General features: G+C 62.3%; 11 protein-coding genes. 1 reads left to right on the top strand and 10 read right to left on the bottom strand.

Features of this window, described 5'->3' with window-relative positions; all coding sequences use genetic code 11:
- Positions 1-31: 31 nt before the first annotated feature.
- The 9 genes from ACQ4WM_RS13675 to ACQ4WM_RS13635 all read right to left on the bottom strand — a co-directional run bounded on the left by ACQ4WM_RS13675 (position 32) and on the right by ACQ4WM_RS13635 (position 10,057).
- On the bottom strand, positions 32-988 hold the full coding sequence (locus ACQ4WM_RS13675) for a zinc metalloprotease (RefSeq protein WP_436547216.1): 957 nt from the start codon (positions 986-988) through the stop codon (positions 32-34).
- Between the two features lie 192 nt (positions 989-1,180).
- Positions 1,181-1,648, bottom strand: a complete 468-nt coding sequence (locus ACQ4WM_RS13670) for a hypothetical protein (RefSeq protein WP_436547215.1) — start codon at positions 1,646-1,648, stop codon at positions 1,181-1,183.
- Positions 1,649-1,853: 205 nt separating this feature from the next.
- Positions 1,854-3,068 (bottom strand): acetate/propionate family kinase, encoded by a 1,215-nt coding sequence (locus ACQ4WM_RS13665; protein ID WP_436547214.1) that lies wholly within the window; start codon positions 3,066-3,068, stop codon positions 1,854-1,856.
- On the bottom strand, positions 3,065-4,474 hold the full coding sequence (locus ACQ4WM_RS13660) for a bifunctional enoyl-CoA hydratase/phosphate acetyltransferase (protein WP_436547213.1): 1,410 nt from the start codon (positions 4,472-4,474) through the stop codon (positions 3,065-3,067). Before ACQ4WM_RS13660 ends, ACQ4WM_RS13665 begins: the two co-directional genes overlap by 4 nt.
- An 8-nt stretch (positions 4,475-4,482) precedes the next feature.
- Positions 4,483-6,711: a DUF3141 domain-containing protein gene (locus ACQ4WM_RS13655; protein WP_436547212.1), complete on the bottom strand. Its 2,229-nt coding sequence runs from the start codon at positions 6,709-6,711 to the stop codon at positions 4,483-4,485.
- An 84-nt stretch (positions 6,712-6,795) separates the two neighbouring features.
- Entirely contained in the window at positions 6,796-7,596 is an 801-nt protein-coding gene (fabI, locus tag ACQ4WM_RS13650) for an enoyl-ACP reductase FabI (protein WP_436547211.1), read from the bottom strand.
- Positions 7,593-7,778, bottom strand: a complete 186-nt coding sequence (locus ACQ4WM_RS13645) for a hypothetical protein (RefSeq protein WP_436547210.1) — start codon at positions 7,776-7,778, stop codon at positions 7,593-7,595. Before ACQ4WM_RS13645 ends, fabI begins: the two co-directional genes overlap by 4 nt.
- Before the next feature lie 179 nt (positions 7,779-7,957).
- Positions 7,958-8,626: a hypothetical protein gene (locus ACQ4WM_RS13640; protein ID WP_436547209.1), complete on the bottom strand. Its 669-nt coding sequence runs from the start codon at positions 8,624-8,626 to the stop codon at positions 7,958-7,960.
- Positions 8,627-8,632: 6 nt separating this feature from the next.
- Positions 8,633-10,057, bottom strand: coding sequence for an IgA Peptidase M64 (locus ACQ4WM_RS13635; protein ID WP_436547208.1), 1,425 nt, complete (start codon positions 10,055-10,057; stop codon positions 8,633-8,635).
- A gap of 157 nt (positions 10,058-10,214) precedes the next feature.
- Between ACQ4WM_RS13635 and ACQ4WM_RS13630 the strand changes: the two genes are divergently transcribed.
- Positions 10,215-12,221 (top strand): hybrid sensor histidine kinase/response regulator, encoded by a 2,007-nt coding sequence (locus ACQ4WM_RS13630; RefSeq protein ID WP_436547207.1) that lies wholly within the window; start codon positions 10,215-10,217, stop codon positions 12,219-12,221.
- Between the two features lie 3 nt (positions 12,222-12,224).
- Here the strand turns inward: ACQ4WM_RS13630 and ACQ4WM_RS13625 are convergent, their stop codons facing one another.
- On the bottom strand, positions 12,225-13,496 hold the full coding sequence (locus tag ACQ4WM_RS13625) for a cyanophycinase (protein ID WP_436547206.1): 1,272 nt from the start codon (positions 13,494-13,496) through the stop codon (positions 12,225-12,227).
- Positions 13,497-13,544 lie beyond the last annotated feature (48 nt).

The raw sequence follows: 13,544 nt of genomic DNA, 5'->3' as shown, positions 1-13,544 counted from the left end.
TTGTTCCTTCAGAAATACGATACCTGGCAGCTCAAGGCATTGCAGCCGTCGACGCGGGTGCAATGCCACCACCGGTGCCGATGGCGGCGCGCGGACCATCCAGGCAAGCCTGCATGCGCGTCACCTGGCCGGCCGTGAACATGAACATGGCCGTATCGTCGACATAGTCCATATAATTCATGAACATGTCGCCGTGCGGCCCGTTATTGCATGACACTTGAGGAAACGGCGGCTGGCCCGTGTTCGCGCCGCCCTGGTTGGGCGTGTCGCCGACATTGTCGGTGCCGCTGCAGCCGGTGCCATCGTCGCCCCAGATATGATTCAGGTTCAGCCAGTGCCCCACTTCATGCGTGGTGGTGCGGCCCAGGTGGAACGGCGGCGCGGCCGTGCCAATGGTGCCGAAAGCCGAGTGCAGGATCACCACGCCATCCGTTTCAATCGGACCGCCGGGGAACTGCGCATAGCCGAGCAGACCACCACCGAGCGGGCAGACCCATATATTCAGGTAGGATGCGGCCGGCCAGGCATCGAGGCCGCCCGAGGCCTGCGACTTGACGCCATCGTCGGGGTGAAAGGCGGACACTGTCGTCTGGCGCCGCTCGATGCCGGTGGTGGCGGCGCCCTGCGGATCAAGCGTGGCCAGCGCGAATTCGACGCGCGCGTCGGCCGTGAACGGCAGGAACGGCGCCGGCGTAGCCTCGACATCAGGATTGGCGCGGCGGAAATCGCGGTTCAGCACATCGACCTGGCTGGCGATCTGCGCGTCTGAAATATTCTGCGCCGCCGTATGCCACACCACATGCACCACCACCGGAATGCGCGTCACGCCCGCAGGCCCGGCAATGCCGCGCCCTTGCTGGTACAGCAAGGTCATGTTTTCAATCTCGTCGCGCTCCAGGGCGTAGGCCGGATTTTCATTGAGCAGGCGGCGGTGCACGTCCATGGTGGCGCAGCTGCGTACTTGCGCAGTGGGGTTCGAGGTCGCCATGATATTTCCTTTTCAGGGTGTCCGGGAAAAACACTATGGCATGGCGAAACCGACGGGATTTGATACGTATCAAAACTGCTAAATGGCCTGGCAAATGGCCTGGCAAAAACGTCCAGACGAAAAAAAAGACAGCCGAAGCTGTCTTTCTTTCCTCCTATCCTGCAGGAGTGGCCTGCGGACGGATGCTGCGAATTACTTGGCTGCAGCAGCTTTCACATCAGCGTCGGCCTTGGCTTTCACTTCTGCGGTTTTGGTGGCGGCAACAGCTTTGTCAGCATTGGCTTCGACTTTTTCCTTGGCCAGTTTTTCGTCCGCTTTGACAGCCGTTTTGTGGGCTTTGGCGTCAGCTTTGGCGGCTTTCTTGTCGGCCTTGGCTTGCGCCTTCATTTTGTCTTCCGGATCGGCATCAACCACGTTGTCGTGTGCCTTGGCTTTGGTTTTGGCTGCCTTGTGGCTGGCGTCAGCTTTCTTTTCGTCAGCCTTCATTTGTGCCTTGGCGACGTCTTCGTTCGCGTTGGCATCTACCTTGGCTTCTTTATTGACAGCCTTGTTGACGTCTTTTTGTGCCGATGCCTGGGCATTGGCGACCGGGGTGCTGGTTTGAGCGATGGCTGCGGTAGCAAATACGGTAGCGATCAGGGCGGCGAGTAATTTGTTCATGATGTGACCTTTCAATATGGTTTAAATTATTTTTTACTAAAGGCGGGCAAAATGTTCAAAATTTGCCAGCACTGCGCTGGTTTCTGGTGAAACACCGCAGTGGCATGACTTCATAGTAGAGAACAATCCAAAACCACACAGTGCGCTAGCGCACTCATGGGGGAAAATACTGCAAACAGGCAATTTCTCCCTTCAGCGCTGGCCCTCACGACAATACAGCCCTTGCCGCATGGCGGGCCGCCACCCACTCTTCATTGGCCGGCTCGACGCCCACCACGATGCGGCTGTCCGCCGTCGAGATCAGGCTGGCGTTGCGTTCGTTGGCATCGCCATCGAGCAGCGGGCCGACAAAGTTCAGCTCGTCGCAGATGCGCTGGCGCAGCACCGCGCTGTGTTCACCGATACCGGCCGTAAATACCAGCATGTCCAGCCCACCGAGCACGGCGGTCAGCGCGCCGATCTCGCGCACGATGCGGCGTACGTACAGCGCCAGCGCCGCGCGGATACGTTCGCCCGTGGCATCTTGCCGGTCCTCTTGCTCCAGCAGCACCGGCGGGTCGGCCGACACGCCCGAGATGCCCAGCAGGCCCGACTCGTGGTACAGCACATGGGCCACTTTTTCCAGCGACAGTTTTTCGATCTCCATCAGGTAGATCACGGCACCCGGATCAAGCGCGCCGCAGCGCGTGCCCATCATCAGGCCGTCGAGCGCGGAAAAGCCCATGGTGGTGCCGACGCTCTGCAGGTTCTCCATCGCGCACAGGCTGGCGCCGCTGCCCAGGTGGGCGACGATGATCTTGCCGCGCGCAACGCTGCCGAAGCGCTGCTCCAGCACCAGCGACTGGTATTCGTACGACAGGCCATGAAAGCCATAACGGCGCAAGCCCCGTTCCCAGGCATCGTAGGGCAGCGCCAGCATCTGTTCGACCTGCGGCACGGTGTGATGAAACGCCGTGTCGAAGCACGCCACCTGGGCGATATCGGGGCGCGATTCGAGCAGCACTTCGATCGCCTCCAGCGCAAACGGCTGGTGCAAGGGCGCCAGTGGCACATAGGTTTTCAGGTCGGCCAGCACGGCCGCGTCGATCAGTACCGGTGCAAAATACTTGCTGCCGCCATGCACCACGCGGTGGGCCACGGCGTGCAGGCGCCGCCCCGCAAGTTGTTGCACCACCTTTTCGCGGATATGCGCCAGCGCATCGTGGTGCGCCTGTTCCGGTGCGAACACCAGCGTCTCGGCTGGCAGGCCGCCGGCGCGGTACAGTGTTTTTTCACGGCCTATGCCTTCGACCTTGCCGCTCCATTCGGGCTGCTGCGCCACGCCGTCCTGGCCGGCAGCAAACAGCGCGAACTTGATGCTCGACGAGCCGCAATTGAGCACCAGGATCAGTACGCCGTCTTGATGGACAGGCTGGTTCATGGTGGCGTACTCCGGTAATGGCTGGCCAGCATCACGGCCAGCGCGCACGATGCGATGCGGCTGGCGCGTGAATCGGCGCGGCTGGTGAGGATAATCGGGATCTTCGCACCCAGCACGATACCGGCCGTGTCGGCGTCACCCATGTATTCAAGCTGCTTGGCCAGCATATTGCCGCTTTCCAGGTCGGGCACCAGCAAAATGTCGGCGCGCCCGGCCACTTCCGAGACGATGCCCTTGACGGTGGCCGCCGCGATCGACACGGCGTTGTCGAAGGCCAGCGGGCCGTCGAGGATGGCGCCGGTGATCTGGCCACGGTCGGCCATCTTGCACAGGGCGGCGGCGTCCACCGTGGCCGGCATGGCCGGGTTGACCGTTTCCACAGCGGCCAGGATCGCCACGCGCGGGCAGGCCACGCCGATCACGTGGGCCAGATCGATCGCATTGCGCAAGATGTCGGCCTTCATTTCCAGGGTCGGCACGATATTGACGGCGGCGTCGGTGATGATGAAGGGACGTGGATAGGCGGGCGTCTGCATCAGGAAGCAGTGGCTGACGCGGCGCTTGGTGCGCAGGCCGGCCGTGGCCGCCAGCACGGCCGACATCAGTTCGTCCGTATGCAAGCTGCCCTTCATCAGCGCTTCGACTTCGCCCTTGCCGGCCAGCTCGGCGCCGCGCGCGGCGGCCGCATGGCTGTGTTCCACGTCCTCGATGGCGATGCCCTCCAGGCTCAGGCCGGCGACAGCGGCCACCGCTTCCAGGCGCGCACGCGGCGCCACCAGGATGGGCGTGATCAGGCCAGCCGCGTGCGCGTCGAGCGCACCGGCCAGGCTCAGTTCATCGCACGGATGAATCACCGCCACCTTGATCGGGCCTTTGCTGCGCGCCTGCTCCACCAAGCGGCGCGTACCGTCACCATTGTGCAGCCGCACCTCGGGCAAGGTGGCGCGCGTGCGTGCTATCTGTTCGGCTGGCGCAATCACTTCTGCCTCTCCTTCCAGCACGGTTTCGCCGCGCTGGTTGACGCAGCGGCAGGCCAGCGTCACCAGGCGCGTGGCCGGCTCGCGCTGCGTCACCGTCACGCTGATGGCAAGCGTGTCGCCGACGCGTACCGGCAGCAAAAAGCGCAGGGTCTGGCCCGCATACACGGTGCCGGCGCCGGGCAGGCGCGTGCCCAGCACGGCCGAGATCAGCGCCGCACCCCACATGCCATGGGCGATCACGCCCTGATAGCGCGACGAGGCGCCAAATTCGGCGTCGAGGTGCTGCGGATTGTCGTCGCCCGACATTACCGCGAACAGCGCGATATCGTCGGCGCTCAGGGTGCGCTCGATGCTGGCGCTGTCGCCGATGGCGATCTGATCGAAGGTGCGGTTGCGCACGATATTGAGTTCATCACGGGAATTCATATGGTCCTTCATGCGGTGGCAGCGGTGGTAGCAGCGGTGCTCTTCCTGGTCGCCGCGTTATTGATACCGGTGGATGCTTGCGCAGCGCCCGCGAAGACCTCCAGCATCTGCGCCAGACCCGCCTTTTCATCGGGCGTGGGCACGTCGAACATCAGCACGACCTGCTCCAGGCCGCCAGCCATCGCGCGCACCGCATCAGGTTCGGCGTGCGACAGCAGCACTGGCAGGGCGGCAATGGCGGCGTCGAAATCGTGCTGCATCAGTCTCGCCTGGCGGCGCACGACGCTGCGCAAGTCATCCATGCGCGCGCCTTGCTTGAACAGGGGGTGCAACAGTTTCAGGGTCAGGTTGAAACGGCGCTCGTCGGCAGCCGGACGGAAGCGATGGACGTAAAACAGTGCGCGTACCCCGGCTTCCGCCAGGCCACCCTGGTACAGCTCGTCGTCAAGGTCGGCGGCAAGATCAACCCGGCCAGCCAGGGCGCCAGGGTGCGGACGGGGAATGCTGCCTGCGCCCTGGCCCGCCAGTGCCTGTACCATCGGATTGCCATAGATAAAGTCAAAAGCCTGTTCGGTGGCCGTGTCGCGCAGGTCGCGCCAGCTGTTCAGGCCCGCCGTAATGGCATTCGACCACGCTTGCTGCATCGCCAGCAATGGGTTATCGGCGGCTACCGGGGCACGGTGCGCGCGCACCTTGTCGGCTTCCCTTGCCACCAGTTTGGCCAGCGGATTATGGTCGTTCCAGCGCTCGTAAGATACGCGCAGCGGGTGCGTCAATTCCAGCATGCGTGCCGATTGTGGCGTCACTACGGCGCGCACCCATGGCTGCACGAAGCTGCGGTACAGCGACAGATTGATTTCCGACACGCGCGCTGCGGCGGCAAACTTGCGGTCATTTTCCACAGAGGGCTGCACGATGGCGCGCACGTCGTCGATGCCGCGCGGCTCGACCGACAGCACATAATCGCCGCTGGCCAGGTCGGCATTGAGCGTGTCGGCAGTCTTGTCGGCAATCTTCGCTTCATACAGGCCGGCCGGCAGCAGGTTGATCAGGTCGATATTGCTGGCGAACTTCTCGTGCTCCTTGCGCCCCACCTTGCCGGACACGAAGATGCCCAGGTGGCCGATGCTGTCATGCACCGAATAGACGATGGTTTGGCCATGCGCCTGCAGTTCGGCGTCATCGCGGTACAGATCCGTGATCCAGCCCAGCGCCTGTGGCGGCGGCGTGATGTTGTCGCCGTTCGAGCAGAACACGACGATGGGCGAGCTGATATTGCGCAGGTCCAGGCGCACGCCATCAGAGGTAATCAGCTGGGCGGTGGACAGGCGGTTGCCGATAAACAGATTGTCGACGATATACTGCATTTCGACGGCGTTCAGAAACACATGGCCACCCCAGTATTTTTCAAATTCCAGGTAGCGTGGCGCTTCCGTATCGATGTTGGCATACAAGTTGTACTGCTTGCTCCAGTGGGTATTGGCCGGATTGAGCTTTTCAAAGTTCTGCACCAGGTTGGCGCCGTCGAAACGGCCGTTGCCCAGGTCGCCGACCAGCGCCGTGGCCCAGCTGCCGCCCAGGGTGCCGCCCGAATAGCGCATCGGGTTGCGGCCATGCCAGCCAGCCCAGTACGACACGGGCGCGCCGGCCACGATAATCGGGCCGAACAGGTCGGGCCGCATGGCGGCCGTCATCAGTATCTGCCAGCCGGCCTGGCAATTGCCGATCACCGTGGGTTTACCTTCGCTGTGCGGGTGCAGGGCAATCACCCTTTCCAGGAACGCCACTTCCGCATGCATCACGTCTTCCACCGTCTGGCCCGGCACCGGGTTGGGCAGAAAACCGATGAAATAGCACGGGTGGCCGGCGCGCAGGGCCACGCCCACTTCGCTTTCGGCCTTGAAGCCGCCAATGCCGGGGCCGTGCCCGGCGCGCGGATCGACCACCACGAACGGGCGCTTGGACGGATCTGGCTGCGGCAGGTCGGGCGCCAGGATGCGCACCAGGCCGTAGTTGACGGGGCGCGGCAGGTCCACGCCCGTCATCACGATTTCGGCCGGAAAATCGAGCACGTTCGGCACGTCTTCGACCAAGTGTTCCTGGTACTGGTTGCCACGCTTGCGCATCACGTCTGCGTACAGCACGATGCGCTGCCACGAGTCGCGCGCATAGTCACCCAGCATGCCCGGCGAGGGCAGGCCGCCGGTCGAGAAAATGGCTGCGGATGGAGTCTTCATGGGGTTCCTTGTTGTGCTTTCCAGCGTATGGGACGGCATTGCCACGGCCCGGCCGGATGGCCAGGCGCATGCTGCCGCGATTGATTAACTGACGATGTTGTAGCCGCCGTCGACGTACAACGTGCTGCCCGTGATGGCGCGTGCACCGTCGCCGGCCAGGAAAGCGCACAAGGCACCGACGTCATCGATGTTGGCCAGGCGGCGCATCGGCGAGCGTGCTTCGGCGTCGGCCAGCAGGCGGTCGAAATGGGCGATGCCGGAAGCGGCGCGGGTGGCCAGCGGGCCAGGCGAAATGGCATTGACGCGGATGCCGGCCGGCCCCAGTTCAGCCGCCAGGTAGCGCACCGAGGCTTCCAGCGCAGCTTTCACGGGGCCCATCAGGCCGTAGTCGGCAATCACTTCCTCTGCACCCAGATAGGTCATGGCCATCAGGCTGCCGCCGTGCCCCATCAGCGGTTCGGCCAGTTTTGCCATGCGCATGAAGGAATGGCATGAAATATCCATCGCCTGCGCAAAACCGTCGGCCGAGCTGTCCGTCACGCGGCCATGCAGATCCTGCTTCGGTGCAAAGGCGATCGAGTGGACCAGGAAGTCCAGGCTGCCCCATTGCTGTCTGATCTGTTCGAACAAAGCCTCGAGCTGGCCCGGCACCGACACGTCGAGCGGCGCCGTAATGGACGTACCGAGTTGCTGCGCCAGTGGTTCCACATGCGGTCGGGCCTTGTCATTGAGCCAGGTAAGCGCCAGTTCGGCGCCAGCCGCGCGCAAGGAGCGCGCGCAGCCCCAGGCGATGCTGTGCTCATTGGCAATGCCCACCACCAGGCCTCGTTTTCCCTCAAGGTCGAACAAGGGTTTCGGCAGTTTCGCCTCTTCGCCGGGACTCATGACTGCTGCGGCAGCAATGCCGGCCATGGCGTAGTGGCGCTGATACAGCGCGCCGCACCGGTATTGAGCTTGCGGGCACAGGTGGCCAGGGTAACGCTGCCGAGGCGGGCATACGGCAGCAAAATGGGTGTATGGGGATTGAGGTGGAGGGAAGCGCCGGGCGCGCTGTCGTGCATCTTCATGTCTGTGGCTTTTCCGTCTGGGTTCCAATAATGGCAGAAGCTTGGCGGTGCGTCCGAAAGACATGGTGGGCACGGTCAAGACACCTTGATATGGCGCAACTATAACGTCGTTTGCGGCACTGCAACATTGATTTGAATCAAATTCTATCGCAATACTATGTCACTATAATGACAGTCGCTTATTGTGCTGCAACGCCGACAGCCCGATTCAATATCAGATCGATCTTTTCCGAGCGATTCGATAATTCCGGCTCCGGGCTGTTATTCAGTATCCACGCCACCAGCCGACCATGTTCGATGATTTCTTTTTTTGAATACACCAGGCTGAAATACTCGCTGCGCTCCATCTGGTCTTGCGGCACCGGGCGATTCCTTCTGTAAGCGGGAACATCCTCGAAATAATAGCGCGATGTTTTTAGCGCCGGGTATTTCTCCAGCAAATAAGCATCGATTTGCAAGGGATCGCGGCCGGTTCTTCTGCCATACAGATCGTCGCGCGAGATGCCTGTGGCAACGAGGCTGTTGATATTGTCCTTCAATTCACCATAGGCTTTTTTGGTGGTGGAAAAATCACCCTCGACAATCTGGTCGCCGGCACGCAATTGACGGACCACGGCAAGCCGTACATGGTCGCCCTGGATTTCCGTCACCCTGAAAATGAAATACTGGTTTTCCATGCTCTGGCTGCCATTATGGCCACTCTGCTTGCTGAAAATAAAACTCCCCATCTGTAATTGGTGTTCGGGCGTGCTGATGGCCCTTTTCCACAGATACGGCTCGACCACCAGGCGTTTGAATGCATACAGGGCGATCACGGCGACAATGAAGACCAGGAGTATTTTTTTCATGTTCTCTCAGCGCTTGGGCGCGCCCGCATACAGGTCGATAATGGTGCTGATGCCGTCCTGGCAGACCGAGCAGAAGGTCTTGCTGCGATCAAACATGATGCACTGCATCTCGGGCCGGTAGAACCCGGTCGACTCGTAATTGGCGCCCTCGAACGCGCCCACCGCATGGCGCTGTGGCGCCTTTGAAAACAGCTGTTCGGTGTGCGCCAGGTCGGCCTTGAACAGCGCGCTCATTTCGCTTTCCGGGCGGTTTTGTGCGCGCAGGGCGGCGCGTTCTTTCTGGTACTCGCGTGCATGGGCGTCATATACGTCCTTGGGCCACGGCGTGGGCAGCGGCGTGCCCGCCTTCACATGGCTTTTCCATTTCAGTCTGGCCGGGTCGCGCAGTGCCGTGGCGTTCGGCTCCCACGGTTCCTGGCGTTCGCCATTCGATTGATAGGCCACCGGAGAGGTGTAGTACTCGTCGGCCAGGCCGGCGAAATGATGGCCGAATTCATGCACGAACAGGTAGTTGGCCCAGTCGTTATTGGCGGCCGCCGTACTGAACTGGCCAAAGATGCCGCCACCGCCATAGGTGTCGTTATTGACGAGGATTTCAATGAACTCATACGGCGCATACTGGGCCAGGTCGCGCAGCGCGCGGTTGTCGGTGGTCAGCACATAGCGCTCGCTGCCGAAAATATCGTAGCGCGTGCCCAGTGGCGACGCATGGTGCACGCCAGTCGATGGGCGCGACACGCCCGACTCCTGGGTCGGCGCAGCCATCGCCCATACGTTGAAATCATTGGCCCGCTCGCGAAATGGCGAGACGGTAAACAAATGGTCGGCCAGCTTGCGCGCCGTCGCCTCAAAATTGCCCATTTCGGCCGCCGTATAGCCATCACCGAGTATCAGCAGATCGACCTTGTCTTTCGATTCGCCACTGACGCGTATGGGAATCGGCTTGACAGGGCTTGGCGGCTGCTTGCGGATCACGTCCTGCGCCTTCGGATCGACATCGGCGCTCCACACGATCGAGAACAGCCCGCGCTCGTCGCGCTTGAGGATGCGCACGCGCACCGGCTGTTCGGGCTGCGGAAAGCGCACCGATTCCTGGAAGGCGCGCGTGGTGGTCTTTGCTTCGTCAGTACTGCTCCACTCGCCAAAGATGGTGGAAAAGCCGCGCGAATACAGCAGCTTGCCGGTCTTGATGTCGACTACTTCCACCATATTGACGCCACGGTTGCTGTCGTCGATGGTGCGCGCCATATTGCCCGGCCAGGGCAACGGTTCGACCAGCACACGCTCGAGCGCGTAGTGCTCGCCCAGTGCATTGCCGCTGTGCTGGTAGTCCAGGCGCATGGTAGCCGGCTGCGCGGCTTGCACGGCTGGAAGGGCACCAGCGGTTAGCGCCAGCGCACAAAGGAAAGATCGGATGGAGGTAAGCTGCATGGCATTCCTGGAAACGGAGTTGGACAAGAAATCGGCAAACATCATCGTTCGCTGCGGCACATTGTAGCGATAAAGGCCGGGTTTTTGATTGAAGAGCTTGCTACAATCGCCTGGCGATGGCCCGGTTTCAGGCCGTTTGAAACTGAAAGGTAATCATGTGAAACAAACGGACTTGTTGAATGCGGCGACGCTGCCCGGCTTTCTCGACGGCGGCGGCGAGATGGGTGCCCTGATGCGCAGCCATGACTGGGCCTCCCACCCGATGGGCGAGCCGGAGCACTGGCCGCCGCTGCTGAAATCGACCTTGCGCCTGCTGTTGACCAGCAATCATCCGATGTTCATCTGGTGGGGCGATGGGCTGTACCAGTTCTACAACGATGCCTACCGCCGCACCATGGGCGCGGAGCACCACCCGAGCGCCCTGGGTCAGCGCGGCCCGGAATGCTGGACCGAAACCTGGCATCTTGTCGACACCGAGATCGATGACGTGATGGCCGGGCGCGGCGCCAGCTGGCACGAAAATACACTGGTGCCCGTCACGCGCAACGGCCGGCGCGAAGACGTGTACTGGACTTATGGCTGCAGTCCGATCCAGGATGAAGAGCGGGTGCTTGGCGTGCTGGCGATCTGCACCGATGTCACCGGCGAAGTGCGCCTGCGCGAAAATCTCAAGCAGTCGTATGTGACGGTGATCGACTCGATGGACGAAGGCCTGGCCGTGATCCAGATCATCGTCAACGACGCCGGCGTACCGGTAGATTACCGCTTCCTGGAGGCCAATCCGGCATTCGAACGGCAGACCGGCCTGGTCGACGCCATCTGCAGGACGGCCCGCGAAATGGTGCCGGACCTGGAACAACGCTGGTTCGACATCTACGGCAAGGTGGGCCTGACGGGTGAATCGATCCGTTTCATGGAGGGTTCGGAGACGATGAACCGCTGGTTCGATGTCTATGCCATTCGCGTCGGGCCGGCCGAAGAAAAGAAGGTGGCGCTGATGTTCCGCGATGTTTCGGAGCGCATCCGCACCGAGCAGGCCTTGCGCGAGGCGGACCGGCGCAAGGACGAATTCCTGGCCATGCTGGCGCATGAGCTGCGCAATCCGCTGGCGCCGATTTCGGCGGCAGCCAACCTGCTGCAGCTGGCCGGCACTGACCCGGCCCGCGTGCAACAGGCCAGCGCCGTGATCGGGCGCCAGGTGCGCCATATCAGCTGCCTGATCGACGACCTGCTCGATGTCTCGCGCGTCACGCGCGGCATGATCCCTTTGGCAAAAGTGCGCACCGACGTCAAGCGCGTGCTGGCTGACGCAATCGAGCAGGTGCGCACACTGATCGAAAGCCGTGGCCACCGCCTGACCGTGCAGACCCCGGCCGCCCCGGCGCAGGTGGCAGGCGACCCGAAACGGCTGGTGCAGGTGGTAGCCAACCTGCTCAACAACGCCGCCAAGTACACGCCGCATGGTGGCGAGATCGCGCTCAGTCTCGACGTCGATGACGAACATGTCAGACTGGCCGTCATCGATAACGACATCGGCATGACGGCCAAGGTACTCGAACACGCATTCGACCTGTTCGTGCAGGCCGAACGCGAAACCGACCGCGCCCAGGGTGGCCTGGGCATCGGCCTGGCACTGGTGAAAAGCCTGGTCGAGCTGCATGGCGGCGAGGTGGTGGCCGGCAGCGACGGCCTGGGCCTGGGTAGCCGTTTTGCGATTTGCCTGCCGCGTTTGCAGGCACAGGAAGAGCAGCATCACACGCAGGCGGCGGCCAAGCTGGAGCGTGGCGCCGGCTGGTCGGCGCTGCAGGTGATGGTGGTCGACGATAACGTCGATGCGGCCGAGATGCTGGCCATGTTTCTGGAAACCGCTGGCCACCGGGTGGTCATCGAACACCATGCGCTGCAGGTGGTCAAGCGTGCGCAAGCGCTTGTACCCGATGTGTTCCTGCTCGATATCGGCCTGCCTGATCTCGACGGCTATGCGCTGGCGCGCCAGATCCGCGCCCTGCCCGCGCTGGCCGGCGCGGTGCTCATTGCGGTGACCGGCTACGGCGACGAACAGGCCAGGCAAGAGGCCAGCGCGGCCGGCTTCGACCATCATTTCGTCAAGCCGATCGAGACCGCCAGGCTGATCGCGCTGCTCGATACGCTGGCGGTGGGCTGATCCTTATTTGTAGCGGTACAAAGGCTGGCGCAGCTGGATCGGGCGGATATCGAGACGCAGCTTCAATACCGAATAGGCTTCCGCCTCGGTCGAGCTGTAGCCGACGCTGTTGACCGTCTTGCTGAACCGAAATTCGAAACCGAGGTCCGGATATGGGTCGCGCGGATTGCCAAAGGCGATGCCGATCGCTTCCTGCTGGGCGTTGTCGATCAGGTTGCCCATCAGGTCCAGCACGGCGTTGTTGCCCAAGATGTCGTTGGTAAATACCGGTTCGCGCATGTCGGGCTGGTTCGGATCGAGCTGGTTGTCGGCTTTGTCGGGTGACGGCGTAAACACCTTGGTGATCAGGTTGAACTTGTCGCCCCGGTCCAGGTAGCTGATGGCGGCATTGCTGATGTTGAAGTTCTTCAAGCCACGGTCGCTGATGGCGCCCGACAGGTCGATCAGCAGCGCGCCGCTGTAGCCGATCACTTCCACGTCGCGCTTGGCGTCGACGATCATGGCGCTGTTTTCATCGATGCCTAGGCCAATGTGATAGCCCTTTTTCAGCATCACGGGAATCATGCGCGCAAAGCGGCCGCGCACCAGCAAGTGCTGGTCGACGAACACGTCGCTGCCGATAAAGCCCAGGCCAGGGGCGATCTCGCGGCCGTCCGTCACGCCCATTTTCAGCATGTCGAGCACCGGGCGCGCGTCGTAGAACATGGTGGTGCTCATGATGGCGGCGCCGGCGCTGGAGCCGGCGATCACGCCGCCGCCGCGATACACCGACCAGATCGCTTCCAGTGTCGCCGTGCGGCTGCCGTCCGGGCGCAGCAGCGCCTGGGTAATGCGGCCCTGGTCGCCACCGGCAAAATAGATGCCGCTGGCAGATTTGATCTGGGCGACGATGGCCGGGTCTTCGGCCGCCTTGCGGTAGTCGCTATTGGCCAGCTTCACGCCCAGCGGCACAAAAAAGGCATCGGCGCCATACTGGTTGAGCTTGGCAATAATGCTGGCGCCCGATTTTTCCGGGTTGATCGAAGCAGACGCCATCACGGCGATGCGCGCGCCCTTGCCGCCAGCCAGGGCGACGATGCGCTGCCACACTTCCGCATTGTCGGCACGCAGGCCGCCGCCGATAATCACCAGCGTGCCTTGCGGCGCATTGGCCGGTACGGCTGGCGTAGCCGGTGCAGCCACGGCCGGCTGGAAGCCGGACAAGACCAGCGCCGTCAACACCAGCAGAGCGAAGGTGGCGCACAATTTTTGTTGCAGGATGGCGAACGATTTCATGGTGCCTTTCAAATACGGTGAAAAACGGCGCACGCAACACGCGCGCCG

This window comes from Janthinobacterium longum (assembly GCF_051380735.1).
Classification (GTDB): Bacteria; Pseudomonadota; Gammaproteobacteria; order Burkholderiales; family Burkholderiaceae_D; genus Janthinobacterium.
This window is presented reverse-complemented; position numbering and strand designations above follow the sequence as displayed.

Bases quoted from the DNA above. Each gene is read 5' to 3' on its own strand.
- ACQ4WM_RS13670 (WP_436547215.1), bottom strand. From the start codon at position 1,648: ATGAACAAATTACTCGCCGCCCTGATCGCTACCGTATTTGCTACCGCA.
- ACQ4WM_RS13640 (WP_436547209.1), bottom strand. From the start codon at position 8,626: ATGAAAAAAATACTCCTGGTCTTCATTGTCGCCGTGATCGCCCTGTAT.
- ACQ4WM_RS13675 (WP_436547216.1), bottom strand. From the start codon at position 988: ATGGCGACCTCGAACCCCACTGCGCAAGTACGCAGCTGCGCCACCATG.
- ACQ4WM_RS13665 (WP_436547214.1), bottom strand. From the start codon at position 3,068: ATGAACCAGCCTGTCCATCAAGACGGCGTACTGATCCTGGTGCTCAAT.
- ACQ4WM_RS13625 (WP_436547206.1), bottom strand. From the start codon at position 13,496: ATGAAATCGTTCGCCATCCTGCAACAAAAATTGTGCGCCACCTTCGCT.
- ACQ4WM_RS13660 (WP_436547213.1), bottom strand. From the start codon at position 4,474: ATGAATTCCCGTGATGAACTCAATATCGTGCGCAACCGCACCTTCGAT.
- ACQ4WM_RS13645 (WP_436547210.1), bottom strand. From the start codon at position 7,778: ATGAAGATGCACGACAGCGCGCCCGGCGCTTCCCTCCACCTCAATCCC.
- ACQ4WM_RS13635 (WP_436547208.1), bottom strand. From the start codon at position 10,057: ATGCAGCTTACCTCCATCCGATCTTTCCTTTGTGCGCTGGCGCTAACC.
- fabI (WP_436547211.1), bottom strand. From the start codon at position 7,596: ATGAGTCCCGGCGAAGAGGCGAAACTGCCGAAACCCTTGTTCGACCTT.
- ACQ4WM_RS13655 (WP_436547212.1), bottom strand. From the start codon at position 6,711: ATGAAGACTCCATCCGCAGCCATTTTCTCGACCGGCGGCCTGCCCTCG.